21 protein-coding genes and 2 pseudogenes are annotated in these 25,767 nt (G+C 70.3%); 13 read left to right on the forward strand and 10 right to left on the reverse strand.

The features are described 5' to 3' along the window. Window positions 1-32: 32 nt before the first annotated feature. Complete coding sequence (locus FV234_RS15070) at window positions 33-1,013, reverse strand: D-amino-acid transaminase (protein WP_147830160.1); 981 nt, start codon at window positions 1,011-1,013, stop codon at window positions 33-35. Window positions 1,014-1,076: 63 nt separating this feature from the next. After that, window positions 1,077-2,384, reverse strand: a complete 1,308-nt coding sequence (purB, locus tag FV234_RS15075; RefSeq protein ID WP_147830163.1) for an adenylosuccinate lyase — start codon at window positions 2,382-2,384, stop codon at window positions 1,077-1,079. Window positions 2,385-2,749: 365 nt separating this feature from the next. Between purB and FV234_RS15080 the strand changes: the two genes are divergently transcribed. Further along, window positions 2,750-4,894 carry a TonB-dependent siderophore receptor gene (locus tag FV234_RS15080; protein WP_147830165.1) on the forward strand — a complete coding sequence of 715 codons (2,145 nt, stop codon included), beginning with the start codon at window positions 2,750-2,752 and terminating at the stop codon, window positions 4,892-4,894. Window positions 4,895-5,084: 190 nt separating this feature from the next. Continuing rightward, a complete protein-coding gene (locus FV234_RS15085; protein WP_147830167.1) occupies window positions 5,085-6,782 on the forward strand; it encodes a methyl-accepting chemotaxis protein in 1,698 nt (565 codons plus the stop codon). 102 nt (window positions 6,783-6,884) lie between these two features. Here FV234_RS15085 and FV234_RS15090 read toward each other — a convergent pair whose 3' ends face one another. The 4 genes from FV234_RS15090 to hemB all read right to left on the reverse strand — a co-directional run bounded on the left by FV234_RS15090 (window position 6,885) and on the right by hemB (window position 9,899). Then, the gene (locus FV234_RS15090) at window positions 6,885-7,631 is read right to left on the reverse strand and encodes an arginyltransferase (protein WP_147830169.1); all 747 of its coding nucleotides are present in this window, start codon (window positions 7,629-7,631) and stop codon (window positions 6,885-6,887) included. Window positions 7,632-7,895: 264 nt separating this feature from the next. Continuing rightward, window positions 7,896-8,384: an RDD family protein gene (locus FV234_RS15095; protein ID WP_147830171.1), complete on the reverse strand. Its 489-nt coding sequence runs from the start codon at window positions 8,382-8,384 to the stop codon at window positions 7,896-7,898. 82 nt (window positions 8,385-8,466) lie between these two features. After that, complete coding sequence (locus FV234_RS15100) at window positions 8,467-8,829, reverse strand: hypothetical protein (RefSeq protein WP_147830173.1); 363 nt, start codon at window positions 8,827-8,829, stop codon at window positions 8,467-8,469. Then, on the reverse strand, window positions 8,826-9,899 hold the full coding sequence (gene hemB / locus FV234_RS15105) for a porphobilinogen synthase (RefSeq protein WP_147830175.1): 1,074 nt from the start codon (window positions 9,897-9,899) through the stop codon (window positions 8,826-8,828). Before hemB ends, FV234_RS15100 begins: the two co-directional genes overlap by 4 nt. Window positions 9,900-10,044: 145 nt before the next feature. Between hemB and FV234_RS15110 the strand changes: the two genes are divergently transcribed. The 3 genes from FV234_RS15110 (at window position 10,045) to FV234_RS15120 (ending at window position 12,239) form a co-directional block, all read left to right on the forward strand. Further along, window positions 10,045-11,109 carry an enoyl-CoA hydratase/isomerase family protein gene (locus FV234_RS15110; protein ID WP_147830177.1) on the forward strand — a complete coding sequence of 355 codons (1,065 nt, stop codon included), beginning with the start codon at window positions 10,045-10,047 and terminating at the stop codon, window positions 11,107-11,109. Continuing rightward, on the forward strand, window positions 11,109-11,564 hold the full coding sequence (locus FV234_RS15115; protein ID WP_147751685.1) for a DUF6163 family protein: 456 nt from the start codon (window positions 11,109-11,111) through the stop codon (window positions 11,562-11,564). Before FV234_RS15110 ends, FV234_RS15115 begins: the two co-directional genes overlap by 1 nt. A gap of 162 nt (window positions 11,565-11,726) precedes the next feature. Further along, entirely contained in the window at window positions 11,727-12,239 is a 513-nt protein-coding gene (locus tag FV234_RS15120; RefSeq protein WP_147751701.1) for a winged helix DNA-binding protein, read from the forward strand. A 142-nt stretch (window positions 12,240-12,381) separates the two neighbouring features. Here the strand turns inward: FV234_RS15120 and pqqA (FV234_RS15125) are convergent, their stop codons facing one another. Beyond that, window positions 12,382-12,471, reverse strand: coding sequence for a pyrroloquinoline quinone precursor peptide PqqA (gene pqqA, locus FV234_RS15125; RefSeq protein WP_007559225.1), 90 nt, complete (start codon window positions 12,469-12,471; stop codon window positions 12,382-12,384). Window positions 12,472-12,541: 70 nt separating this feature from the next. After that, on the reverse strand, window positions 12,542-12,631 hold the full coding sequence (gene pqqA / locus FV234_RS27060) for a pyrroloquinoline quinone precursor peptide PqqA (RefSeq protein ID WP_147727216.1): 90 nt from the start codon (window positions 12,629-12,631) through the stop codon (window positions 12,542-12,544). Window positions 12,632-13,114: 483 nt separating this feature from the next. On the opposite strand from pqqA (FV234_RS27060), the gene mgtE reads away from it, so the two are divergent. The 5 genes and pseudogenes from mgtE (at window position 13,115) to ada (ending at window position 20,479) form a co-directional block, all read left to right on the forward strand. Beyond that, the gene (gene mgtE, locus FV234_RS15135; RefSeq protein WP_147751684.1) at window positions 13,115-14,515 is read left to right on the forward strand and encodes a magnesium transporter; all 1,401 of its coding nucleotides are present in this window, start codon (window positions 13,115-13,117) and stop codon (window positions 14,513-14,515) included. Between the two features lie 121 nt (window positions 14,516-14,636). After that, on the forward strand, window positions 14,637-14,966 hold the full coding sequence (locus FV234_RS15140; protein WP_147764047.1) for an Hpt domain-containing protein: 330 nt from the start codon (window positions 14,637-14,639) through the stop codon (window positions 14,964-14,966). A 97-nt stretch (window positions 14,967-15,063) separates the two neighbouring features. Beyond that, a complete protein-coding gene (locus FV234_RS15145; protein WP_187273695.1) occupies window positions 15,064-18,816 on the forward strand; it encodes a PAS domain S-box protein in 3,753 nt (1,250 codons plus the stop codon). Window positions 18,817-18,906: 90 nt separating this feature from the next. Then, window positions 18,907-19,296 (forward strand): annotated as a pseudogene (locus tag FV234_RS26705) (DNA-3-methyladenine glycosylase 2 family protein); the annotation flags it as partial. Between the two features lie 103 nt (window positions 19,297-19,399). Beyond that, window positions 19,400-20,479, forward strand: a complete 1,080-nt coding sequence (gene ada / locus FV234_RS15150; protein WP_147764045.1) for a bifunctional DNA-binding transcriptional regulator/O6-methylguanine-DNA methyltransferase Ada — start codon at window positions 19,400-19,402, stop codon at window positions 20,477-20,479. 258 nt (window positions 20,480-20,737) lie between these two features. Here ada and parC read toward each other — a convergent pair whose 3' ends face one another. After that, complete coding sequence (gene parC / locus FV234_RS15155) at window positions 20,738-22,984, reverse strand: DNA topoisomerase IV subunit A (protein ID WP_147764044.1); 2,247 nt, start codon at window positions 22,982-22,984, stop codon at window positions 20,738-20,740. A gap of 45 nt (window positions 22,985-23,029) precedes the next feature. Then, window positions 23,030-23,755, reverse strand: a complete 726-nt coding sequence (recO, locus tag FV234_RS15160) for a DNA repair protein RecO (protein WP_147830182.1) — start codon at window positions 23,753-23,755, stop codon at window positions 23,030-23,032. 399 nt (window positions 23,756-24,154) lie between these two features. Between recO and FV234_RS15170 the strand changes: the two genes are divergently transcribed. The 3 genes and pseudogenes from FV234_RS15170 to FV234_RS15180 form a co-directional block, all read left to right on the forward strand. After that, entirely contained in the window at window positions 24,155-24,511 is a 357-nt protein-coding gene (locus FV234_RS15170; protein ID WP_147764062.1) for a hypothetical protein, read from the forward strand. Between the two features lie 60 nt (window positions 24,512-24,571). After that, window positions 24,572-25,270, forward strand: a complete 699-nt coding sequence (locus FV234_RS15175) for a gamma-glutamylcyclotransferase (protein WP_147764042.1) — start codon at window positions 24,572-24,574, stop codon at window positions 25,268-25,270. Between the two features lie 280 nt (window positions 25,271-25,550). Continuing rightward, window positions 25,551-25,767: pseudogene (locus FV234_RS15180) on the forward strand (transporter); the annotation flags it as partial.

Below are 25,767 nucleotides of genomic sequence, written 5' to 3' on the forward strand. Positions count from 1 at the left end.
TTGGGGTAAGGGGCGTGCGTCATCCGGAAGGGTCACGCCCCTGATCCTGTACTTCTCCCCATGGGAGAAGGGACCTGCGCCCTTTCAGGAAAGCTCGGGCGTGCGATGACCGTGGAAGGCGTGGAGGGCTGGGGGACGACCGAACCGCCGGCCTCAATCCCCCCCCGCGCCATGGCGATGTAGAGTTCGCGTAGGCGCCGGGCCACGGGGCCTGGGACGCCCTCCCCGATCGGGCGGCCGTCGATGGCGACCACCGGCATCACGAAGGCGGAGGCGCTGGTGTAGAAGGCTTCCGAAGCCGCGTGCGCCTCGTCGACGGAGAACAGACGTTCCTCCACCGTCAGGCCGGTCTCGGCGGCAAGCCGCATCACCGCCGCGCGGGTGATGCCGGGCAGGAGCGCGGTGGAGAGTGGGCGGGTGACCAGGCGCCCGTCCTTGGTGGCGATGAACGCGGTGGAGGACGATCCTTCGGTGACTGCGCCGTCCTCGACCATCCAGGCCTCGGCCACGCCGGCCTCGGCCGCCGCCTGCTTGGCCAGCACCTGCGCCAGCAAAGCCACCGACTTGATGTCGCGGCGCTTCCAGCGAAGATCCTCGACCGTGACGACCTTGGCGCCGGTCTCGGCCAGTGTGTTGGCGATCACGGTCTTGGCCTGCGTGAACATCATCACGGTCGGCGGCGTGTCGGCGGGCGGGAAGGCGAAGTCGCGCTCGTACACGCCGCGCGTCACCTGCATGTAGACCAAACCCTCGACGACGCCGTTCTTCGCGACAAGCTCCGTCTGCAGCCGCTCCCATTCCGCCGCGTCGTGCGGGTTGCGGATGCCGATCTCGCTGAGCGACCGGTCGAGGCGGGCGAGATGCGCCGCGTTGTCGACGAGGCGCCCTTCGATGATCGCCGAGACCTCGTAGATCCCGTCCGCGAACAGGAAGCCGCGGTCCATCACCGGCACGCGGGCCTGGTCGAAGGGGAGGAACTCCCCGTTGAGGTAGACGATGCGGGGTGACGCCACGGCGGATGCCTCGTGTTCGGGACGTATGATGAACCTGCCTCAAGCAGGATTCGTGCGGGTCGCTCAGCTGTCGCCGAACACTCGTGAGAAGATCGTGTCCACGTGTTTGAAGTGGTAGCCGAGATCGAAGCATTCCTCGATCTGCTCGGGCGACAACGCGGCGGCGACCTCGCTGTCGGCCTTGAGCAGGGCGAGGAAGTCGCCCTGCCCACGCCAGACCGGCATCGCGTTGCGCTGAACCAGCCGATACGCATCCTCGCGGCTGACCCCCTCCTGGGTCAAAGCGAGCAGCACCCGCTGCGAGTGAACCAAGCCGCCGAGGCGGTCGAGGTTCTTCTGCATCTGAGCCGGGTAGATCAGCAGCTTGTCGATCACGCCGGTCATGCGCGCCAGCGCGAAGTCGAGGGTGACGGTGGCGTCCGGTCCGATCATCCGCTCGACGGAGGAATGTGAGATGTCGCGCTCATGCCAGAGCGCCACGTTCTCCATCGCCGGCATCGCGTAGGAACGCACCATGCGGGCAAGGCCGGTGATGTTCTCGGTGAGCACGGGGTTGCGCTTGTGCGGCATCGCCGACGAGCCCTTTTGCCCTTCCGAGAAGAACTCCTCCGCCTCGAGCACTTCGGTGCGCTGCAGGTGCCGGACCTCGATCGCCAGGCGCTCGAGCGACGAGGCGACGACGCCGAGCGTCGCGAAGAACATCGCATGGCGGTCGCGCGGGATGACCTGGGTCGAGACCGGCTCGGGCGTCAGCCCCATCTTCTCGGAGACGTAGGCCTCCACCCGCGGGTCGATGTTGGCGAAGGTGCCGACGGCGCCCGAGATCGCGCAGGTGGCGATCTCCTCGCGCGCCAGGACCAGCCGCGCACGGTTGCGCGCGAACTCGGCGAAGGCTTGGGCGAGCTTGAGGCCGAAGGTCACCGGCTCGGCGTGGATGCCGTGCGAGCGGCCGATCGTCGGGGTGAGCTTGTGCTCAAGCGCGCGGCGCTTGAGGGCGGCGAGCAGCGCGTCCACGTCGGCGATGAGGATGTCGGCGGCACGCACGAGCTGCACGTTGAGGCAGGTGTCGAGCACGTCCGACGAGGTCATGCCCTGGTGGACGAAGCGCGCCTCCGGCCCGACGATCTCGGACAGGTGCGTCAGGAAGGCGATGACGTCGTGCTTCGTCACCGCCTCGATCTCGTCGATGCGGGCGACGTCGAACACCGCGTCGCGGCCCTTCTCCCAGACCTTGTCGGCGGCCGCCTTCGGCACGACGCCGATCTCCGCCAGCGCGGTCGTGGCGTGCGCCTCGATCTCGAACCAGATGCGGAAGCGTTCTTCCGGCGACCAGATCGCCGTCATCGCGGGGCGGCTGTAGCGGGGGATCATCGGCGTCTCGTCTACGGGCTGGTCCGAGCCGCGCGCCTAGCATGGGCCGCCGGGCGGCTCAACGCGCGGTGGCCGCCCGCCGGAACGGAGGATGGCCAACGTCAGCGTTGCAACTTGGACACAGACTGTAACGATCGGAAACAATCTGGAACGAATCCAAGATGAAAACCGCAAGGACTTTGCGCAATGCCGAGGGCGGTTTAGCGCAGACGTTGTAGTCGTTCTTAGAACGAGTGCAAAACATCATGGCTTAGTCTTGCGTCGTATCCCTTGTCCTGTTCGCGATTGCGCGTAGAGCCGCAATAGCGCCCCCGAAGCATTCGTGGGCTCGCGAACCAAGAACTACGACGTCGGGACCCGTCATCATGCAGATCGCACCTTCGCCGCGCCTCCTGGCCGCGCTTCTCGGCTCGTCGTTCCTCATCGCGCCGGCGGTTGCACAAGTCGTCCCAGCACAACCGGCGCCCGCCGGCGAGGCCAACGTGACCCTGGACCAGCTCAGCGTCGAGGGCCTGAACGGCAACACCGTCGGCTACCTCACCAAGCGCACCCGGAGCGCGACGAAGACCGACACCGCCCTGATCGACACGCCGCAATCGATCACCATCGTCACGCGCGAGCAGGTGCTGGACCAGAACTACCAGAACCTCACCGATCAGCTGCGCTTCGTGCCGGGCGTGATCCCGGCCCAGGGCGAGAGCAACCGCGACCAGCTTATTATCCGCGGGCAGAACACCAGCGCGGATTTCTACGTCAACGGCGTCCGCGATGACGTGCAGTACTTCCGCGACCTGTACAACATTCAGCGGATCGAGGTGCTGAAGGGCCCCGATTCGCTGATCTTCGGCCGTGGCGGCGGCGGCGGCATCGTGAACCGCGTCCTGAAGGAGGCGGACGGTTACCGCGTCCGCGAGATCGTGGCCGGCGGCGGCCAGTTCGGCGACAAGCGCGTCGCGTTCGACGTGGGCGACCGGATCAGCGACAGCGTGTTCTTCCGCCTGAACGCCGTCGCCGAGGATTCGGGCACCTTCCGCCAGTTCGGCGACCTGCATCGCTACGGGCTGAACCCGACGGCGACCATCGTCATCGATCCGCAGACGACGTTGAAGCTTTCGTATGAGTACTTCCATGACGACCGGTTCCCCGATCGCGGCATCCCCTCGCAATTCGGCCGGCCCTACCGCTACCGCGACAACCTGCGGACGTTCTTCGGCAACCCGGACGTGAACTTCACCAAGGTCGACGCCAACATCGCCACCGCGATCCTCGACCACCGGTTCGATTCGGGGGTCGAGCTGCACAGCCAGCTGCGCTTCGCCGACTACGAGCGGTACTACATCAACACGCTGCCCGGCGGCGCCGTGAACAACGCCGGCACCTCGGTGTCGATCACCGGCTATCGCAACGAGACCGACCGCCGAAACTACTTCAACCAGAACGACTTCACCTACCGCTTCCAGACCGGCGACATGCGCCACACCCTGCTCGGCGGCTTCGAGCTCGGCTACCAGGAAGGCGTGGTGTTCCGCCAGTCGGCGTTCTTCAACAACATCGCCACCAGCATCACCGTGAACCCGCTGGCGCCGATCACCCGCACGCCGATCACCTTCCGCAACAACGGCACGACCGACGCGAACGCGCGCTACAACCTCGGGCTCGCGGCGGTCTACGCGCAGGACCAGATCGACGTGACCGACTGGCTCCAGGTCGTCGGCGGCCTTCGCTACGACCACTTCGATTTCCAGAACGACAACCGCATCCTCAAGCAGAGCTTCAACCGTGTCGACGACCTCGTCTCGCCGCGCGCCGGCATCGTGCTGAAGCCGCTCGCGAACCTCGCGATCTACGGCAGCTACAGCGTCTCGTACCTGCCCTCCTCCGGCGACCAGATCGGCAACTTCACGCCGGGGCTCGTCATCGCCCAGCCGGAGAAGTTCGAGAACACAGAGGTCGGCGTGAAGTACGATGTCTCGCCGACGTTCCAGCTCACCGGCGCGATCTACAACCTCGACCGCCTCAACCAGCGCCTGGCCGACCCGAACAACCCGGGCTTCTTCATCCTCTCGGGCAAGACCAACACCCAGGGCCTGGAGATCGGCGCCAACGGCTACGTCACCGACTGGTGGCAGGTCGCGGGCGGCTACGCGCTGACCGACGCCCGCATCGACAGCGCCACCTCGGCGACGATCGTCAAGGGCAACACCGTCGGCCTGGTGCCGATCAACGCCTTCACCCTATGGAACAAGTTCGAAGTGACGAAGCAGTTCTCGGTCGGCGTCGGCGTGCTCAACTACACCCACACCTTCGCCGCGTCGGACAACACCGTCCGCCTTCCGGGCTACACCCGCATCGACCTGGGGCTGTTCTACCAGGTGAACGAGTTCGTGCGGGCGCAGGTGAACATCGAGAACCTGTTCGACCGGCGCTACATCGCCACCGCCGACAACAACAACAACATCTCGCCCGGCGCGCCGCGCACCATCCGCGCACAGGTGGTCGCACGGTTCTGATGGACGGCGCGCGCTTCGGGGCGGGGCCGGCGGGGCGTCTCCCGTCCTGACCCGACCCGGCGCGGGCGCAGGATCCCGAGCGGCGTGCAAGTGCGGAGGCAGGGCTTCGCACTGGTTGTACAGTGACAGATTGTAAACCCAAAATCGGGCATCCTGTCATCGCACCCCGCGCGCCCATCGGAATACAATCATGCGCCATCTGGCCGACATGAAGATCATCTTCAAAGTCGCAATCCCCTTCTTCCTGATCGCCCTGGTCACGCTCGGCATCGGCCTCTACGCCCGGACGATCCTCCTCGACTCGGCGCGGCAGACGCGAAGCCTGGTCGACGTCCAGGCGGCACGCCTCGAAAGCATCCTGAGCATCCGGATCGCCGTGAACGAGGCCTCCGTCCAGGCTCGGAACATCATCATCGAGACCCGTCAGGAGGAGAGGTCCGCCTACAAGACGCGCTACGACGACGCCGTGAAGACCAGCCTCGACCTCGCCGCGAAGCTCATCGCGATGTCCGACACGCCCGAGCGCAAGGCGGCGAACCAGAAGCTGGCCGACACTTTGACCGAGTTCTTCGCGGTGACGGACCAATCCAACGTCCTCGGCCTCAAGAATGCGGGCGACGCGGCCAGCGCGATACTCCTGCGGGAGGGGGTGGTACTCCGCATGAAGGTCCGCGACATGGTCCAGCCGCGGGTCGAGCTGCTGACGACCGAGCTCCGCAAGGCTCGCGACAACGCCGAGGCCTCCGCCGCAAGCGCCAGCGCCACGCTGATCACCGCGACGGCGGCGGGCTTGCTCGGCACCCTCGCGCTCGCCTGCACCATCGTCGTATTCGGCATCACCCGGCCTCTGGGGTCCTTGGTGAACGTTCTCCAGGGCATGGCCAAGGGCGACGTCGACGCCACGATCCGGGCGGCCGACCGCGGCGACGAGATCGGCGCCGTCGGCCGTGCGGTGGAGGGCATCAAGGCGATGGTGGCGCAGAAGGCCACCGAGCAGGCCGAAATCAAGCGCATCGCCGACGAAGCCGCCGGCGCCGAGCGCAAGCGGACGATGGTCGCCCTCGCCGACGGCTTCGAGCAGGCGGTCGGCGGCATCATCGGCATGGTCTCGTCTTCCGCGACCGAGCTGCAGGCCACCGCCCAGACCATGACGGCGACCGCGACCGAGACCGCGAACCAGTCCGTCACCGTGGCCGCCGCCGCGGAGGAGGCCGCCGCCAACGTCCACACGGTGGCCGCGGCCGCAGAGGAGCTCGGCTCCTCGGTCCAGGAGATCAGCCGGCAGGTCGCCGGCTCGTCCGACCTTGCCCGGACGGCGGTGGGCGAGGCCGACCAGACGCTGCATCTGGTGGAGGCCCTGAGCCAGGCCTCCGCCCGGATCGGAGACATGGTCGGCCTGATCTCCAACATCGCCAGCCAGACCAACCTCCTGGCGCTCAACGCCACGATCGAGGCGGCGCGGGCCGGCGAGGCCGGCCGCGGGTTCGCGGTCGTCGCGAGCGAGGTCAAGGAGCTGGCCGGCCAGACGGCCCGGGCCACGGAGGAGATCGGCACCCAGATCGGCCAGATCCAAGGGGTGACGGGCCAGGCCGTCACCGCCATCGGCTCGATCGCGGCGCGCATCCGCGAGATCAACGAGGTCGCCGCCTCGATCACCGCCTCCGTCGAGCAGCAGGGCGCGGCGACCCAGGAGATCGTCCGCAACGTCGCCCAGGCCTCGACCGGGACCACCGAGGTGACCAGCAACATCGCCGGCGTGGCGCAGGCCTCCGAGGAAACCGGCGCTGCCGCGAACGAGGTGCTGTCGGCGGCCTCCGAGCTGTCGCGCCAATCCGAGCACCTCGGGAGCGAGGTCGATCGGTTCCTGCGGACCGTCCGCGCCGCCTGAAGGCGTCGTCACGACATCCCGGGCGGCGGCCGACGCCGCCCGGATTTTCGGACTGCGCGAAGGCGCACCGCCCGAGCAGCCCTCGACGCCCGAAACGGCCGCCTACTCCGCCCGCACCCAGCCCTGCGGCATCAGCCGTTCCTGCGGCAGGAACCGTGCCTTGTAGTCCATCTTGCGCGAGCCCTCGACCCAGTAGCCGAGGTAGAGGTACGGCAGACCCATCTCGCGGGCGCGGCGGATGTGGTCGAGGATCATGTAGGTGCCGAGGCTCCGGTGCGCCTCCGCGGGGTCGTAGAACGAGTAGACCATCGACAGGCCGTCGGAGAGCACGTCGGTGAGGCACAACGCCACCAGCCCGCCGACGCCGCGGCCGTGGATCGCCGTGTCCGGCCCGCGGCGGCGATAGGCCACGAGGTGGGTATCGACGTGGCTGTCCTCGATCATCATCGCGTAGTCGAGCACGGTCATGTCGACCATGCCGCCGTCGCCGTGGCGGGCGTCGAGGTAGCGGCGGAACAGGGCGTACTGCTCCGAGGCCGGGCGGTTCGGCTCCGGCGTGCCGACGAGGTCGGCGTTGCGGGAGAGGATGCGGCGCTGGCTGCCGCCGGGCGCGAAGTCGGCGACGACCACGCGCACCGAGACGCAGGCTCGGCAGGTCTCGCAGGCGGGGCGGTAGGCGATGGTCTGCGAGCGGCGGAAGCCGCCCTGCGTCAGGATCTCGTTGAGGTCGCGGGCGCGTCGTCCGACGAGGTGCGTGAACACCTTCCGCTCCTCCTGGCCCGGCAGGTAAGGGCAGGTCGACGGCGCCGTCAGGTAGAATTGCGGTGTGTCGCGCGGGTGGCTCGTCACGCTTCGCGCTGCCCTCTCGCCACGGGTTCCTGCGCCGGGCCGCGATCCGCAGTGTAACGCGGCCGCGGCCGCGCTCAATGGGTTGCCGGCAATCCCGCGGCGACATTTTCGCCGGGGCCGCCGCCGGGGAAGGCTACGCCGCGGCGGAGGTTCGCGGCTTATACCAGACCGCGATGAGCCCGACTCATCGAGGTCCGGCCCCCGCGACTGCGGGGCGGCGGCAATGCGACGGGCCTCATGGGTTCCTACCCATGAGACTTGGTATTAGCCGGCGCGGACGACCGCGAGGCCGAGGAGCACGTCGTGGCCGAGGCGCCGGTCACCGCGGACGAGCCCGAAGGCGAGGTCGAGGAACCACAGCAGGAAGGTCGAGACCGCCACGTAGAACAGCAGCGCGTGCACGGCGGCGGTGAGGATGTCCACCGGCCGCCCGCTCTCGGGCGCGACGACGCGCAGGCCCATCATCCGCATGCCGAGCGTGCTCTGGCGCGACCCGCCGACGGTGATCGCGCTGTAGATCACGCCGCTGGCCGGCAGGATCGCGAACAGGGCCCAGCCCAGGCCGAAGGTGATCACGCCGACGAAGGCGATCGCGACCGACAGCAGGGCGGTGAAGCCGAGGATGAACAGGATGTCGAGCATGTAGGCGACCGTGCGCCCGCCGAGGCTGGCGCGGACGGCCGGCATCGCCACCGGCGGGAGGTAGACGGGCGCATCGAACGGGCGGGCGTATTCGGGACGGGGGTTCAGCATGGCGGTGGTCTCGCGTGACGTCGCTGGTCCGTCAAATGGGAAGTGCCCGAGCCCCCCTCAAGGCCGGGGCGCTCGCGCGCCGTCATGGCGCCTTCGGCTTCGGGTCCTGAGCGTCCGGGCTGTCGAGGTAGTAGCGCTTGAGCAGGTAGAGGGAGGACTCGGACAGCGTCTTGCGATCGGTGGCGACGCCCTCGAGCACTGCGCCGGCGTTGAAGCGGCACAGGGCGAAGTGGGGCTGGTTGCCCAGCACGTAGTCGACGCGGACGCTGTCTGGGGCCGAGCCGGTGCCGGCCCGCAGGATGCGCACGGCCGTCTCGTCCGGCACCAGCGCCGGCACCGCGCGGCGGCAGGTGTCGAGGCGCTGCCGCTGCACCGCGCTCTCGCAGGCGACCAGGCCTCCCAGGAAGCCGAGGAGCACGCCGGCGGCAAGGAGCCGGCGCCTCACGCCCCGGCGCGCAGACGCTCGGCGACGCGGGGGGCGTAGTAGGTCAGCACGCCGTCGGCGCCGGCGCGCTTGAAGGCGAGCAGGCTCTCGACCATGGCGCGGTCGCCGTCGAGCCAGCCGTTGCGGCTGGCCGCCTCGATCATCGCGTACTCGCCCGACACCTGGTAGGCGAAGGTCGGCACGCCGAACTCGTCCTTCACCCGGCGGATGATGTCGAGATAGGGCAGGCCCGGCTTCACCATCACCGAATCGGCGCCCTCCTCCAGGTCGAGCGCGACCTCGCGCAGGGCCTCGAGGCCGTTGCCGGGGTCCATCTGGTAGGTGCGCTTGTCGCCCACCAGCGCCGCCTGCGTGCCGATGGCGTCGCGGAACGGGCCGTAGAAGGCGCTGGCGTACTTGGCGGCGTAGGCCATGATCTGCACGTCGAGGTAGCCGGCCTTGTCGAGCCCGGCGCGGATCGCGCCGACGCGCCCGTCCATCATGTCGGAGGGCGCGATGATGTCGGTGCCGGCCTCGGCCTGGATCAGGCTCTGCTCCACCAGGAGCGCCACCGTCTCGTCGTTGAGGATCGCCCCGTCCGAGAGCAGGCCGTCATGGCCGTGACTGGTGTAGGGATCGAGCGCCACGTCGGTCATGATGCCGACCTGCGGCACCGCCTTCTTCACCGCGCGCACCGCCCGGCACACGAGGTTGTGCGGGTTCAGCGCCTCGGAGCCGGTCGGATCGCGCAAGCTCACCTCCGTGTAGGGGAAGAACGAGACCGCCGGGATGCCGAGGCGCGCCGCGCGCTCGGCGTCGCGCACGATCTCGTCGACGCTCAGGCGCTCGACGCCGGGCATGGAGGCGATCGGCTCGCGCCGGCCGGTCCCCTCGATCACGAACATCGGCCAGATCAGGTCGTCGACCGTCAGCGTATGCTCGCGCACGAGGCGCCGCGACCAGTCGGCCTTGCGGTTGCGCCGCGGGCGCTGGGTGATCTTCAGGCCGGCGGCGCGGGAATCCTCGTGCGCGGTCTCCACGGCGAGGGGGCGCGGCCGGGGCGTGTCGTCGGACGGATGTTCGCGGGACATGGGATCGCGTTCGCTGTGATCGGTTCGCGGGTGGCGCGGCCTAGCACAAGTGCCCGAGCCGGCGAAGCCCGGCGCGTTGACGCGAGCGCCCGGTCGGCCTCTAACCGCGCAACGATCGCGTGGACGGGAACGGAGCGGGCACATCGTGAGCGGAGCCGAAGCGGCCAACGACGAGATCCGGTTCGAGCGGCGGGGCGCGCTCGGCCTCGTCACCCTCGACCGGCCGAAGGCCCTGAACGCGCTCTCCCTCGGGATGATCGACGCGTTGCACGCGCAGCTCGACGCCTGGGCGGCGGATGCCGGCGTCACCCGCGTGGCGATCCGTGGCGCGGGCGGCCGGGCGTTCTGTGCCGGCGGCGACATCCGCCACATCTACGCCTGCGGCAAGGCCGGGCGGTTCGACGACGTGTTCGCGTTCTGGCAAGCCGAGTACCGCCTGGTCGCGCGGATGCAGCGCTACGAGAAGCCGGTCGTCGCGCTGATCGAGGGCGTGGTGATGGGGGGCGGCGTCGGCATCTCGCTGCACGGGGCGCACCGCGTGGCTTGCGAGAGCTACGTCTTCGCCATGCCGGAGGTCGGCATCGGCCTGTTTCCGGACGTGGGCACGACCTACGCCCTGCCCCGGCTTCCGGGACGGATCGGTACCTATCTCGCCCTCACCGGCGGCCGGGTCGGTCCCGGCGACGCCCTCGCGATCGGCCTCGCTACCGCCTACGCCCCGGCGCAGGGCTTCGAGGCGATCCTCGACCGGCTGTCCGACGGCGGACCGGTCGCCGACGCGATCGGGACCGGCGCCCCGCTTCCCCCGACCGGTCCGCTCGTGGCCGAGCGCAGCTTGATCGACGACGCGTTCGCCGCCGACGACGTGGCCGACATCCTCGGCCGCCTCGACGTCGCGGCGTCGGCCGGCTCGACCTTCGCCGCCGAGACCGCGGCGCTGATCCGCACCCGCTGCCCGACGAGCCTGTGCATCGCCCGCGAGCAGATGACCCGCGGGCCCGCGCTCGACTTTCCCGCGGCCGTGCTCACCGAATACCGCCTCGTCACCCGCCTGATGCACGGCCACGACTTCTTCGAGGGCGTGCGCGCCGTGCTGATCGACAAGGACGGACGACCGGATTGGCGGCCGGCGACCCTGGAGGCGGTCGACCGCGACGCGGTGCGCGCCGCCTTCGGCCCGACTGAGCGGCCGGAGCCGCGGTTCTCCTGATGCGCAAGGTCGGACGGATCACCCGCGGCAGCGCGGTCGGCGACGCGCCGGGCGACCGCATCGAGCGGCGCGCGGCCGCGCCCAAGAGCACCTGGGACACGGTGCTGGTCTGGTTCATGCGCCTGACCGCGCTGGCCTGGCTCGCCAAGAGCGTGTTCTCCTTCGCCACGATCCTCGACGTGGTGCCGGGGCATCGCCCGTTCGCGCTGGAGCCGTTCGGCCGGCAGGCGGCGCTGATCTACTTCGCGGTGATCGACGCCAACGCCGCGATCGGCCTGTGGCTCACCAGCGCCTGGGGCGGCGTCGTCTGGCTGCTGGCGGTGACCTCGATGCTGACGCTCGCCGTCCTCACGCCGCAGCTTCTGCAGACGCCGCTGGCGCTGGTCTTGGCTGAGTCCAGTATCGTGGTGATCTATTTCGTATTCTCTTGGCTTGCGGCGCAGGAAGCGCGGTAAACGAGAGGTTATTCGGATCGCTTCACTTTGCATTTACCGACAGAAGTAAATCGCGAATTCATCGTGTCTCTTAGAGCGCCTTTCATCTCCGCCGCCTAGGTTCACCCCATGAGCGGCGCCGGACAGCAGATGTTCCGGCAGAACCACCGGATGAGGCACACGATGAAGTCCCAGGCCGTCAAGATCTCGGAGACCACCGCCGCCCCCGAGACCGGGGTCGTGACCGGCTCGTATCTCGAGGCGCTCCACCTCGTCGAGCGCCTGCATCGCCGCCTGCTCGACGTGATCAAGGACGAGTTCGAGCGTCGCGGCCGCGAGGACGTCAACAGCGTCCAGGCGCTGCTGCTCTACAACATCGGCGACAAGGAGCTCACCGCGAGCGAGCTGCGCACCAAGGGCTACTATCTCGGCTCGAACGTCTCCTACAACGTCAAGAAGCTCGTCGAGGCCGGCTACCTCCACCACGCCCGGTCGAAGACCGACCGCCGCTCGGTGCGCATCAGCCTCACCGACAAGGGCCGCATGGTCCACGACATCATCCAGGGCCTCTACGACAAGCACGCCCGCACCATCCAGCCGATCGGCGGCATCTCGGACGACGACTTCGGCCGGCTCAACGTCGCGCTCGGTCGCCTGGAGCGGTTCTGGACCGACCAGATCCGCTACCGCCTCTGAAACTTGCCGACACCGAGGACGACGAAGCCGGCCGCCCGCGAGGGACGGCCGGCTTTTTCGTTTTTGCGCGACGCAAACGAAAAACGCCGCCCCCGAGGGAGCGGCGTTCCGTCGACCGGCCGCGTTCGCAGCCGACCGGTGCTCAGTTGAAGGTGTCGATCTCGGCCGACTCGTAGCTGGTGACTTCCATGCCGACGCAGATCTCGGAAACGACGGGGGCGGACCAAGCCATGTGAATTCTCCTGAACGGAAAGAGGTGGGAAACGGCGTCGTGCCGGCTCGCGAGCGAGCCGGTCATCGGCTCAGTTGAAGGTGTCAATCTCGGCGGACTCGTAGCTCGTCACTTCCATGCCGACGCAGACTTCCTGAACGATGGGGGCGGACCAGGCCATGGCGTTTCTCCTCGTGAACTTCGATGACCGGAAGATAGGCGATACCTTGGGCGCAATACAAGCGGGCGCTACACTTATATTTCTCATAAGATCGAAGCCCGACCTGCCGATCCGGTGCGCCTTCACCCTGTTCGAGCCAAAATTGCGTGCCTGATCAGACATATGGTGCCGATCGCCCACGATCGCCAGCCCGGGCGGCCGAACCCCGTCGCCCCCCGATCCGACGCCGCCATCCTTTCGCTTGACGGGTCGCGGCGCCGGGCGCACAGGCTGGCGCGCGGTGAGCCGGGCTTCGGTGACCGCATGCGCCCTTCCCACGAAGATCCCGATGCCCAGCGACACGCCAGACCGATCGTCCGAGCCGTGCCCGGCCGCACGTCGCGATCCCGCCTGAGGTCCTGAGGGGCCCGCGCCGGGCTCCGCCGCGCCGCCGGTCGCGGCCGGTGCCGTAGGGCGCGCCGCCGAGCCCGCGAGGCGAGGCCCATGGTTCAACAGGTTTCCCGTCCGCCGGTCCCGGACGCGGTCGCGCCGATCGATCCGCGCGTCGACCCCTCCGTCCTGGCCGCCCGCCTCTCGGACGAGCGCGCGCCCGACATCGTCGAGGCGCTGAACGCCGAGGCCCCCGAGGTCGCAGCCGCGATCCTGCTCGGCCTGCCGCACGACCGGGCGATCGAGGTGCTCGATCAGCCCGAGCTCGACGACGCCGCCGACATCATCGAGATGCTCCCGCGCGACCGGGTGGCGACCTTCCTGTCGGGCATGTCGGCAGACCGGGTCACCGACGTGTTCCGCGAGATCGAGGAGCCCGGGCGCTCGGACCTGCGGGCGCGCCTCGACGCCGAGACCCGCGGCGCCGTGGACCGGCTCAGCGCCTACGGCGAGGAGACGGTCGGATCGCTGATGACCACCGAGTTCGTCACCGTGCCCGGCACCTGGACGGTGGCGCAGACCCTCGACCACGTCCGCAGCGTCGAGAAGACTCGCGAGACCATCTACGCGATCTTCGTGCTCGACCCGCGCACCCGGGCGCTGACCAAGGCCGTGCCTCTGCGCCGGCTGATCTCGGGCAACCCCGACGACAACGTGCTCTCGGTCGCCGCCGGCCGGCGGCCGCTCGCGGTGTCGCCGACGGCGAGCCGCGAGGAGGCGGCCCGGCTGATCTCGAAATACGACCTCCTCGCCCTGCCGGTGGTCGACGCCGTCGGCCATCTGATCGGCATCGTCACCGTCGACGACATGATCGACGCCATGGTCGAGAAGCAGACCCAGGACGTGCAACGCTTCGGCGGCATGGAGGCTCTGCCCGAGCCCTACATGGACATCGGCTTCATGACGATGATCCGGAAGCGCGCCGGCTGGCTCTGCGCCCTGTTCCTGTCGGAGATGCTGACGGCCTCCGCCATGCAGGGCTTCGAGGGCGAGCTGGAGAAGGCGATCGTCCTGACGCTGTTCATCCCGCTCATCATGAGCTCGGGCGGCAATTCCGGCAGCCAGGCGACCTCGCTGCTGATCCGGGCGCTGGCCCTGCATCAGATCTCCTTGCGCGACTGGTGGCGGGTGGCCTTGCGGGAGTTGCCCACCGGCCTCGTGCTCGGCGCCATCCTCGGCGTGATCGCCGTCGTCCGCATCGCGATCTGGCAGAAGACCGGCCTGTACGATTACGGCGAGCACTGGCCGCTGGTGGCGGCCACCGTCGGCGGGGCGCTGGTCGGCATCGTCACCTTCGGCTCCCTCTCGGGTTCGATGCTGCCGTTCCTGCTGCAGCGGCTCGGGTTCGATCCGGCGACCGCCTCGGCGCCCTTCGTGGCCACGTTGGTCGATGTGACCGGCCTGGTGATCTATTTCTCGGTGGCGCTGCTGATCCTGCGCGGTACGTTGCTCTGACGGATTGCGCCCGCGACGCCTGCGATGGATCGGTGAGGGAAACTTCACCCTCTGCGCCGACGTAAAGCGCGCGTCGCCCGCGAAGACGACGCCTGAACGCCGAGACGCCCGGAGCGCGCCCGTGACACTGCCCCTGCTCAGCCGCCCGGTCCTCGACGACCTCGGCGGCGTGATCGGCGCCGAGAAGCTTCAGCGGCTGCTCGTCCGTTTCACCGACAGCTTGCGCACCGCCTTCCCGAAGGACAGCCGCGAGCCCGGTTCGGTCGCGCGCGAAGCGCACACCCTGATCTCGATGTCCGGCATGCTCGGGTGCGAGCGGCTCTCCGACGCCTGCCGCACCCTCGAGGCGCAGGCCAAGGGCGGCGGCGACCTCGCGCCGGCGCTCGCCGAGATCCGCGCGCTCCGCGACGAGACCGTGCGCGCGCTGGAAGACGCCGCGCAGACGCACTGAGACCGCGCGCCGCGTATTCAGTTTCGTCACGATCGGTATGCCACGGTTCCGCGGACCAGGCCTCGGAACGGGCGAAATGATGTTGGGAACGTCTGAGATGACGGGACGCCGGGCGGCCGATCCGTCGCCGAGCCGCCTCGCCGGGCGCCTGCCGCAGGCGCTGGTGGCCGCCGGCGGCCTCGTGTTCCTCGCCCTCGTCTGGCTCGGCCTGCTGTTCCACCTCGACCAGCGCCGCGCGGGCGAGGTGGTCCAGGCGCGGCGCGATGTGCTGAACCTGTCGATCGCGCTCGCCGAGCAGGTGTCGCGCCTGATCGAGGGCGTCGACCAGGTGATGCGCCTGATCGAGGCCGACTACGCCGACGACCCCAAGGCCTTCGACTTCGCCACCTGGTCGAAGCGCGCGACGATGCTCGCCGAGAGCGCGCGCCAGATCGCGATCTTCGACGAGAACGGCGACCTCGTGGCCACCCGCGACGCGGTGCCCTCCGCCCTCAGCAAGACCAACGTGGCGGACCGGCCCTACTTCCGGGCGCTGGCGGACAACCCCGATGCCGGCCTCTATGTCGGGCGCACGATCCGCGGCCGGCTGATGGACACGTTCACGTTCAACCTCGCCCGCCGCCTGACCCGCCCCGACGGCAGCTTCGGCGGCGTCCTGATGGTGGCCGTCGACCCGGACTACCTCGCCCGCCGCTTCAAGGCGCTCGATGTCGGCGCGGATTCCGTCGTCGGGTTGTTCGGGCGCGACGGCTACGTCCGCATCCGCGAGCCGGCGATGGCCGGCATGTACGAGCGCGACCTGACGCTGCGCCCGGACGGCAGGGGCCTGTTCGCGAGGCTCGCGGACGCACCCGCGGGAGTCTACGAGATCGCGAGCGGCCTCGACGGGCGCCCGCGGATCTTCGGCTATCGCACCACAGAGAACCTGCCGCTCGTCGTCACGGTCGGCAAGTCGGTGGACGTGGTGCTCGCGCCGCTCGTCACCGAGCGGCGCAACGCGCTGGCGGTCGGCGTGGCCGCGAGCGCGGTCATCCTGCTCGGATGCCTCTTTCTGCTCAGCGAACTCGAACGCCGGCGCCGGCGCGAAAGGCTGCTGGTCGAGACCCACCGTGCGCTCGGCCAAGCCGAGACCCTGTTCCGCGGCGTGTTCGAGAACGCCACCGACCACCTGTTCGTCCACGCCGTCGCGGCCGACGGCAGCTTCGCCCTCGAAACCCTGAACCCGAGCGCCGCGGCGTTGATCGGGCGCTTGCCCGAGGAGGTCCGCGGCAAGGTCCCCGAGGACGTGATGCCGCCCGGGACCGCGGCGATCGTGCGGGCCGACATCGAGGGCGTCATCCGCTCCGGCGAACCGTTGCGGCGCGCGGAGGAACGGGTCCACGGCGACGGAACCCATCGCTTCGAGGTGATCCTCGTGCCCCTGCGCGAGGCCGGCGGCACCAGCGTCGCCCGCGTCTTCGTCAGCGTGCGCGACATCACCCACCTGCGCCGCGCCGAGGAGGCGATCGCCCGCAGCGAGGCGCGCTACCGGCTGCTCGCCGACAACGCCAGCGACATGATCGTCCAGGTCGATCGCGACGGCCGGCAGATCTACGCGTCGCCGGCCTCGCACGCCCTGCTCGGCCGGTCGCCGCAGGACATGGTCGGCACCCGTCCCGAGGACGACGCCCACCCGGACGACGTGGCGACCCTCACCGCCATGGTCGGCCGCCTCTCGCGGGGCGAGGCCGAGACCGCGGTCGCGAGCTATCGCCTGCGCCGGAGCGACGGCGCCTACCTCTGGGTCGAGGGCTCGTGGCGCCTCGTGCGCGACGCCGCCGGGCAGCCGGCCGGCTTCGTCGCCTCGGTGCGCGACATCGATGCGCGCCACCAGGCCGAGGACGCCCTGCGAGCGAGCGAGGCGCGCTACCGGGCGCTCGCCGACACGCTGCCGCAGCTCGTCTGGATCATGCGGGCCGAGGACGGCCGGGCGGCCTACGTCAACCAGCGCTTCGAGGCGTATTACGGTTCGATCGGCACCGGCTTGGCGGAGAGGCGCGCCGCCAACCACCCGGACGACGCCGCGCGCATGGACGCGGCCTGCGCCGCCGCCATTCGAGAGGAGCGCGGCCACGAGGTCGAGGGCCGTCTGCGCCGGCACGACGGCGCCTACCGCTGGCACAAGATCGTGATGATGCCGATCCGCGAGGCGGGTGCGGTCGTCGGCTGGCTCGGCACGGCATTGGACATCGACGAGATCATCGCGGCGCGGCGTTCCCTGGAGGAGACCAGCGACCTGCTGCGGCTGGCCCAGGACGCGGCCGAGGCCGGCTCGTGGGATCTCGACCTCGTGGCCGGCACCGTCATGCTCTCGCCCGAGAGCGCGCGGCTGCACGGTGTGTCGACGACGCAACCCCTGCACCTGTCGATCGAGGCATGGAAGGCCCTGGTGGTGGAGGAGGACCGGGAGAACGCCTTCTCGGTCGCCTCGCAGGCGATCACGTCGCGCCGCACCTTCGTCACCGAGGTCCGGGTCGCGGGCGAGGACGGCGTCGTGCGCTGGCTGCAATGCTTCGGTCGCGCCTACTACGATCCATCGGGCCGCGCCGTGCGGGTGATCGGCCTCAACCTCGACGCCACCGAGCGGAAGAACGCCGAGCTGGCGTTGCAGGCGGCCAAGACCGCAGCCGAGGCGGCGCGCCTGGAGGCCGAGCGCGCGAGCCTGGCCAAGACCGACTTCCTCGCCGCGATGTCCCACGAGATCCGCACGCCGCTGAACGCGGTGATCGGCTTCACCGACCTGCTGGCCCGCGCCGAGCGGCTGGCGCCGGACCTGCGGCGCCACGCCGAGCTGGCGCGCTCCTCGGGTTCGGCCCTGCTGACCGTCGTCAACGACATCCTCGACTTCTCGAAGGTCGAGGCGGGGGCGATCGACCTGGAACACCGCGCCTTCGCTCCGGCGGCGCTCGCCGACAACGGGCTCTCGATCGTGCGGGGGCTGGCCGCCGCCAAGGGCCTGTCCGTGATCGCCCGGATCGATCCCGACCTGCCGCGGAGCCTTTTGGGCGACGAGGCGCGCCTGCGCCAGATCCTGCTCAACCTCCTCAACAACGCGGTGAAGTTCACGCGGCGCGGCAGCGTCACCCTGGCGGTGCGCCATGCCGGCACCACGGATGCAGGCGAGACCGTCCGCTTCAGCGTGACCGACACCGGCATCGGCATCCCGCTGGCCAAGCAGCACCGGCTGTTCGAACGCTTCTCGCAGGTGGACAACTCGGTCGGCCGCGACTTCGGCGGGACCGGGCTCGGCCTCGCGATCAGCCGCCGCCTCGTCGAGCTGATGGGCGGCACGATCGGCGTGGCCTCCGACGACGGCGAGGGCTCGACCTTCTGGTTCACGGTGACGCTTCCCCGCGCCGCCGACGTCGCCGCCGCCATCGCCGCGCAGCCCGTCGCCGCGCCCCAGGCGACCGGGCGCATCCTCCTCGTCGAGGACGTCGAGATCAACCAGGAGCTTGCGCGCCTTGTGCTCGAGGCCGCCGGCCACACCGTCGAGGTGGTCGCCGACGGCGCCACCGCCGTGATGGCGGTGGAGGACGGCGCCTTCGACCTCGTGCTGATGGACGTCCAGATGCCGGGCATGGACGGCATCACCGCGACGCGGATGATCCGCCGCCTGAAGGGCGCTTGCGCGAACGTGCCGGTGATCGCGATGACCGCCAACGTCCTGCCCGCCGAGGTGCGCCAGTTCCGCGAGGCCGGCATGGACGACCACGTCGGCAAGCCGTTCGACCGCGCGGTCCTCTACGACACCATCGCGCGCTGGCTGCCCGGTCGCGACGCCGAGCCGCTGCGGCGGGCGGCCGGCTGATCCGCGTCGCGGATGACGCCGACGCGCCACGACTTCGCCGGCCGGAACGCCGACGAAGGCGGGATGCCGTTCGGGTCGGCCGCCGGCCTGGGGCTGAGCCATCTGTTCCCCACCCCGGAGGCCGTCGCCGCGGCGGATGTCGCGAAGATGCTCGACATGCCACGCGCGCGGCGCGCCGCGATCCGGGCGCTCGCCGAATCCAGCCTCGCCGAGCCGGACCTGTTCGCGCCGGGACAGGACCTCGCCATAGCGGTCCGCCGCCTCACCGCGATCCACGGCATCGGGCCGTGGGCGGCGCGGTTCATCGCCATGCGCGTCCTACGCGCGGCGGACGCCCTACCCGGCGGCGACGTCGGCCTGATGCGGGCGCTCGATGTCGGCGCCGGGCGCCCGGATCCTGCCGAGCTTCTTCGGCGGGCGGAGGCGTGGCGACCCTATCGCGCCTACGCGGCGATGCATCTCTGGGTGGCGGATGCCGCCGCGGGATTCGAGAGCAAGGGACGGGATGCCGGGAACACCGAGACGCGCCATTCCGAGGGACGCACAGGGGGCCGATCCGGCACCCACCACCCGAGAGGTCGCGATGCCGACGTTGGGAACCGTGTCCCCCGCAGACCTGTCGGATGCCGCTCGCCATGCCGCGGTGGCCGCCCGCGACGGCGCGTTCGACGGCCGCTTCGTCTACTCCGTGCGCAGCACTGGCGTGTATTGCCGCCCGAGCTGCCCGTCGCGCGCGGCGCTTCCCCGAAACGTCGCCTTCCACGCCACCTGCGAGGCAGCCGAGGCGGCGGGTTTCCGCCCGTGCCGGCGCTGCCGGCCTGACGAGGCGTCGCGCGAGACCCGCCGCGCGGAGGCCGTCGCCCGCGCCTGCCGTCTGATCGACGAGTCCGAGACCGCGCCCACCCTCGACGACCTCGCCCACGCCGCCGGGATGAGTCCGTTCCACTTCCACCGCGTGTTCAAGGCGGCCATCGGCGTCACGCCGCGGGCCTACGGTTCGGCCCGTCGCGCCGAGCGTGTCGCCAAAGCCTTGCCAGGCGCGGCCAGCGTCACGGAAGCCCTGTACGAGGCGGGCTACGGCGCCGCGAGCCGGTTCTACGCCGGGGCACGCCTCGGCATGACGCCGGCCGCCTACCGCAAGGGTGGAGCCGGCGAGACGATCCGCTTCGCGGTCGCGGCGTGCAGCCTCGGCGCGGTCCTCGTCGCGGCGACGACCCGCGGCGTCTGCGCGATCCTGCTCGGCGACGAACCGGACGCGTTGCTGCGCGACCTGGAAGACCGCTTCCCGAACGCGGCGCTCGCGGGCGGCGATGAGGGCTTCGCGGCGCTGGTCGCGCAGGTGGTCGGCCTGGTCGAAACACCGTCCCGCCCGGTCTCCCTGCCCCTGGACATCGGCGGCACCGCCTTCCAGCAGCGGGTCTGGGAGGCGTTGCGAACCATCCCGGCGGGGACCACCGCGAGCTATGCCGAGATCGCGGCGCGCATCGGCACGCCGGCGGCGGTGCGGGCGGTCGCCCGCGCCTGCGGCGCCAACGCGCTCGCGGTCGCGATCCCCTGCCACCGGGTGGTCCGCGCCGACGGCGCCCTTTCCGGCTACCGCTGGGGCATCGACCGCAAGCGCGCATTGCTCGCTCGAGAAGGGGTCGAACCGGTGAAGGCTTGAGCCGCGGGTTCCCCTCTCCCCGCGCGCGGGGAGAGGCCCGGCTGCACCCCGTCGTGCAGCCGGGAGGCGAGAGGCGTAGCCGGAGCGACGGTGAGGGGGCGGCTCAGGACGAGGCTGCTTCGGCCCCCCCTCACCTTCGGCTGCCGCCTCGCTTCGGCGACGACGAGGTCGCCGAAGCCCTCTCCCCGCCAGCGGGGCGAGGGGATGGACGTGGCCGGTCAGGGAAAGCCGCCGCCGAGCGGCATCCGATGTTTCGCCCTACTTCCCGAACCGCTCGAACTTCGGGAAACTCCGCGTCATCAGCGTCCCGGCATCCGTGCGGTGGCCCGTCCACTTCTCCAGCACGCTGTGCTGGGCGAGGCGGCCCTCGGGTGAACCGTCGCGCCAGGGCAGGCCCTCGGCGAGGGGGAAGACGCAGGCGTCGACCAGGCTCGATTGGCGGCAGCGCTGCAGGCGCACGCCCTTGCCGCGGACGAGCTCGGTCAGCTCTGTGATCGGGAAGACCAGCAGCAGCTTGTCGGAGCTCGTCACCGCGACGTGGTCGCCCTCGGCCGGCACCAGCACCACTGCCTTGGCGTCGCCGTCGAGGCTCAGGATGCCCTTGCCCTTGCGGGTGTTGGCGACCAGCGCGTCCGCCGGCGCGAGGAAGCCGCGCCCGTCCGAGCCCGCGATCAGCAGGCGGGTCTCCGGGCGGTAGGGCAAGGCCGCGACGATCTCGGTGCCGTCGTCGAGGTCGACCATCAGGCGGATGGGGTCGCCGAAGCCGCGTCCGCCCGGCAGCTTCGAGGCGTCGAGGGTGAAGACCTTGCCGTTCGAGGCCAGCACCAGGATCTTGGCGGTGGTCTCGCTCGGGAAGGCGATCTTGATCCGGTCGTCGCCCTTGAACGCGACGCCGGACAGGTCGGCGACGTGGCCCTTCAGCGCCCGGATCCAGCCCTTGTCGGAGACGATGACGGTGATCGGCTCGCGCTCGACCATCGCCGCGGTGAAGTCGATGCCGGCGGTGTCGGGCGGGTTCTGCAGAGTCGTGCGGCGCGCGCCGAGCTTGGTGTCGGGCCCGAAGGTCTTCTTCACCTGGCGGACCTGCTGGGTGATCGACTTCCACTGCGCGGCGTCCGAGCCGAGCAGCGCCTCCAGCCCGTCCTTCTCCTTCGTCAGCGTGTCGAGCTCGCGCTTCAGCTCCATCTCCTCGAGCTTGCGCAAGCTCCGCAGCCGCGTGTCGAGGATCGCGTTGGCCTGCACTTCGGTGAGCCCGAAATGCGCCATCAGCGCCGCCTTCGGCTCGTCCTCCTCGCGGATGATGCGGATCACCGCGTCGAGGTCGAGGTAGACGATGAGCAGGCCGTTCAGGATCTCGAGCCGGCGCTCGATCTGCCCGAGGCGGTTGCGCGAGCGCCGCTGCAGCACGACGCGGCGGTGGTCGAGCCATTCGCGCAACGCCTCGGCGAGCCCGATCACCCGGGGCACGAGGCCGCCGACCAGCACGTTCATGTTGAGCGGGATGCGGGCTTCGAGTTCCGTCAGCCGGAACAGCGATTCCATCAGGATCACCGGGTCGACGCTGCGCGAGCGTGGTTCCAGCACCACGCGCACGTCCTCGGCCGACTCGTCGCGCACGTCGGCGAGCAGCGGCAGCTTCTTCTCCTGCAGCAGCTCGGCGAGCTTCTCGATCAGCCGCGCCTTCGGGATGCCGTAGGGGATCTCGGTGACGACGATGTTCCAGGTGCCGCGGCCCAGATCCTCCTTGGTCCAGCGGGCGCGCACGCGGAAGGCGCCCCGCCCGGTGCGGTAGGCCTCGGCGATCGATTCGGCCGAATCGATCAGGATGCCGCCGGTGGGGAAGTCCGGCCCCTGCACGAAGCTGACGAGCTGGGCCGAGGTCGCGGCCGGGTTGGCGATCAGGTAGAGCGCCGCGTCGCACAGCTCCGCCGCGTTGTGCGGCGGGATCGACGTCGCCATGCCGACCGCGATGCCCTGGCTGCCGTTGGCCAAGAGGTTCGGGAAGGCCGCCGGCAGGACCGACGGCTCGTCCTTCTCGCCGTTGTAGGACGGGCGGAAGTCGACCGTGTCCTCGTCGAACCCGTCGAGGATCAGCCGTGCGACTTCGGTCAGCCGCGCCTCGGTGTAGCGGTAGGCGGCGGGGCCGTCGCCGTCGATGTTGCCGAAGTTGCCCTGCCCGTCGACCAGCGGGTAGCGCTGCGCGAAGTCCTGGCTCAGCCGCACCAGCGCGTCGTAGATCGCCTGGTCGCCGTGCGGGTGGAAGTCGCCCATCACGTCGCCGACGATCTTGGCGCACTTCTTGTGCGCCGTGTTCGGGTCGAGCCGCAGCAGCCTCATGCCGTAGAGGATGCGGCGGTGCACCGGCTTCAGCCCGTCGCGGGCATCGGGCAGCGCCCGGTGCATGATCGTGGAGAGCGCGTAGGCGAGGTAGCGCTCCTCCAGCGCGGACTTCAGCTCCACGCTCTCGATGCCGTCCCCGGTCGGCGGCTCGAAGGGCTGGCCCATCACGGCTCCGTTCTCATACGTTTCACGTGGAACATAACACGAACATCAGCGCTCGGCATCCAGGCCGGCCGCGACGAATCGTGTGCGGTCCTCAGGGGTCGGCAGTGCCCGCGGACCCCAGATGTGCTGCGTGAGGAAGTAGCCGGTCAAGGTAAAGCCATTCCGCACGTCGTCCGGCCCCTCCAGGCGCCCGCCGTCGCGCAGGAAGGCCGGCAGCGCCAGCAGGCGGTCGCGATAGGGCTCGCCCGCCGAGGCGCTGACCGCGCGCCCGCTCTTCGGCGAGACGTAGATCAGGGCGTCGTTGCCGCCGGTGGCGGCGCAGGCGCCGAGATCGAGCCCGAAGCCGAGTTCGGTCAGGATCGCCAGCTCGAACCGGACCATCAGCACCGGCGCCACCGTGCGGTCGTGCAGGTGCGCGATCAGCACGCGGGCCGCCTCGAACAGATCGGGATGCAGATCGCGCTCGGGCAGCAGCCGCAGCAGCGCCGCGAGGTGGCCGACGCCGTAGAGCGCGAGGCCGGATCCGATCAGACGCGACAGCGCCGAATCCAGCGGCTCGACCGCGAACGCCCCGAGGCCCTCGTCGAGCCGCGAACGCCAGGTGGCGCGCACGAGGTTCCCGGGCTGCAGCACCGGCTGCATCCGGCGCGAGCGCCCGCCGTGGACCAGCCCGAGATGGCGCCCGTGCGCGCGGGTCATCGCCTCGAGCACCACGCCGGTCTCGCCCTGCCTGCGCACGCCGAGCACCAGCGCGTCATCCGTCCATTGCATGGCCCCACCTTAGGGGATTTCCGTGCGCGGCGTGAGAGTTCGCGTTTGCTAGGACTGAAAGCCGCGGTAGCATCGAATGAGGCTTGGCGTGGGGAGGTCGGGGTGCTTCTGCGGATATCGAATACCGAAACCGCCTTCCGGCGCTTGCGCCTATGCACGCTCCGTCAAGGCCGCCACGCCGCGCCCCCTCCCCCCTTTGCGGGGGAGGGTGGGCCGCGAGCTAAGTCGGGAGAGGGGAGCGACGTTTCCGGATACGGCGCTCCCCTCTCCCGACCCTCGCTGACGCGAGGCTCACCCTCCCCCGCAGAGGGGGGAGGGAAGCGACCGGCGGCGTTCGATGACCGACCGCTCCGGGCGGCCGCCGCCACGCTCGCCGTCGCCCTCGCGCTCTCCGGCTGCATGGCGCGCGGCGAGGCGCCCGCCCCCGCGACCGCGTCGGCGAAACCCGTCCGCGAGCGCATCGCCGCGCTCGCCCTTCGGCAGGTGGCGTTCGGATCGGTCTCGCTGCTGCCGGTGCGGTTCGAGTCGAGCCGCATCGCGGGGCCGTTCGAGGATGGGGGGCGCACGCTGTACTGCGTGTCGAGCCACATGAAGGGTCGCAGCTTCGGCAAGGGCGAGCGCCCGAAGGTCGTGGTCCGCCAGGACAAGGCGGCCGACACGCTGACGGCGATCGACGACGACGAGGTCTGCCAGGGCCACCGCACCGAGCCGTTCGCGGAGCTGGACACGCTGTCGAACACCAAGTCCGGGACCTAGTCCGGCACCATCGGGGGCCGAGCCGGGTTGTCCCGGCCCCGTCCTTGCTCCCCCGGACCGATGCGAAACGCGCCGCTCGCCCTCTCCCTCGACCTCATCGCCCGGGCCCACGCGGTGCCGGTGCCGGACGACGCCGCGGCCCTGCAGGTGATGACCGACGAGGAGCTGAAGCCCGCCCTCGACGCGATCATCGCGCAGCGCGCCGGCGGCGGCGACCTCTGGGTGTTCGCCTACGGCTCGCTGATGTGGCGCCCGGAATTCGATTTCGCCGAGAGCCGGATCGGCACGGTGCGCGGCTTCCACCGCCGGTTCTGCCTGCTGCAGCGTCGGTTCCGCGGCACCCCCGAGCGGCCCGGCTTCGTTCTGGCGCTCGACCGTGGCGGCGCCTGCCGCGGCGTCGCGTTCCGGCTGCCCGGCACCGACCTGCGCGAGACGCTGATGCCGGTGTGGCGCCGCGAGATGCGCGGGCGCGGCTACGTCGCGCGCTGGCTGCCGGTGGCGACGGAGGCCGGCACCGTCTCGGCGCTGACCTTCCTGGTGAACCGCGACAGCGACCGCTATTCCGGCCGCCTCACCGAGCCCGAGATCGCCGACCGGATCGCGACCGCCTGCGGGCACCTCGGGCCGAGCGCCGAATACCTGTTCCGCACGGTCGAGGCCTGCGAGGCGCTCGGCATCCGCGACCGGCACCTGTGGACCCTGCAGGCCCTGGTCGCCGATCGGCTGCGCGCCGGCGAGGCTGGCGCAGACGCACCGTAGAGATGGTCGGCATCGGGGGCGTCACGGCCGAAGACGGCGTCGTGGGTTGCGACGCGCGAGATCACGCACTGCAACAACCTGCACATCGCGCGACGGCCCCAGGTTAACGAACCATTAAGAACGGGTTCGCGTGTGCTGTGAATGCAACGGGTGCGATTAACCGTGCTCAACAGAGTTCATCGTGGCGTGCAAGACGATCATTCTCGGTTAGACAGAACGGGCAACCGCCGCCGCGATGATTCGCGCCGCCGCCCACGAGCTTCCAACCTTGAGATCCATCATGTCGTTACGCACCGCGATCGTCGCAGGCCTCGCCGCCGTCACGGGCCTCCTGGCCGTCTCGACCGCGCAGGCGCAGACGACGACCATTCCCGGCGAGCAGGTCGGCCTGGCCACCGGCGCGCCGCTGCCCGAGGGCGTCTACGCGATCAACACCTTCATCTACCGCCGGCCCGACGCCACCTTCGGCGCCGACACCGCGATCAACATCCCGGTCC

It is taken from the genome of Methylobacterium sp. WL8 (assembly GCF_008040045.1).
GTDB classification, from domain to species: Bacteria; Pseudomonadota; Alphaproteobacteria; order Rhizobiales; family Beijerinckiaceae; genus Methylobacterium; species Methylobacterium cerastii.

Excerpts from the sequence above, each read along its gene's own strand:
- ada (WP_147764045.1), top strand. The coding sequence starts at position 19,400 with ATGCCGACGTTGGGAACCGTGTCCCCCGCAGACCTGTCGGATGCCGCT.
- pqqA (WP_007559225.1), bottom strand. The coding sequence starts at position 12,471 with ATGGCTTGGTCCGCCCCCGTCGTTTCCGAGATCTGCGTCGGCATGGAA.
- FV234_RS15120 (WP_147751701.1), top strand. The coding sequence starts at position 11,727 with ATGAAGTCCCAGGCCGTCAAGATCTCGGAGACCACCGCCGCCCCCGAG.
- FV234_RS15145 (WP_187273695.1), top strand. The coding sequence starts at position 15,064 with ATGACGGGACGCCGGGCGGCCGATCCGTCGCCGAGCCGCCTCGCCGGG.
- hemB (WP_147830175.1), bottom strand. The coding sequence starts at position 9,899 with ATGTCCCGCGAACATCCGTCCGACGACACGCCCCGGCCGCGCCCCCTC.
- pqqA (WP_147727216.1), bottom strand. The coding sequence starts at position 12,631 with ATGGCCTGGTCCGCCCCCATCGTTCAGGAAGTCTGCGTCGGCATGGAA.
- recO (WP_147830182.1), bottom strand. The coding sequence starts at position 23,755 with ATGCAATGGACGGATGACGCGCTGGTGCTCGGCGTGCGCAGGCAGGGC.
- purB (WP_147830163.1), bottom strand. The coding sequence starts at position 2,384 with ATGATCCCCCGCTACAGCCGCCCCGCGATGACGGCGATCTGGTCGCCG.
- parC (WP_147764044.1), bottom strand. The coding sequence starts at position 22,984 with ATGGGCCAGCCCTTCGAGCCGCCGACCGGGGACGGCATCGAGAGCGTG.
- FV234_RS15095 (WP_147830171.1), bottom strand. The coding sequence starts at position 8,384 with ATGCTGAACCCCCGTCCCGAATACGCCCGCCCGTTCGATGCGCCCGTC.
- FV234_RS15080 (WP_147830165.1), top strand. The coding sequence starts at position 2,750 with ATGCAGATCGCACCTTCGCCGCGCCTCCTGGCCGCGCTTCTCGGCTCG.
- FV234_RS15085 (WP_147830167.1), top strand. The coding sequence starts at position 5,085 with ATGCGCCATCTGGCCGACATGAAGATCATCTTCAAAGTCGCAATCCCC.
- FV234_RS15175 (WP_147764042.1), top strand. The coding sequence starts at position 24,572 with ATGCGAAACGCGCCGCTCGCCCTCTCCCTCGACCTCATCGCCCGGGCC.
- FV234_RS15115 (WP_147751685.1), top strand. The coding sequence starts at position 11,109 with ATGCGCAAGGTCGGACGGATCACCCGCGGCAGCGCGGTCGGCGACGCG.
- mgtE (WP_147751684.1), top strand. The coding sequence starts at position 13,115 with ATGGTTCAACAGGTTTCCCGTCCGCCGGTCCCGGACGCGGTCGCGCCG.
- FV234_RS15170 (WP_147764062.1), top strand. The coding sequence starts at position 24,155 with ATGGCGCGCGGCGAGGCGCCCGCCCCCGCGACCGCGTCGGCGAAACCC.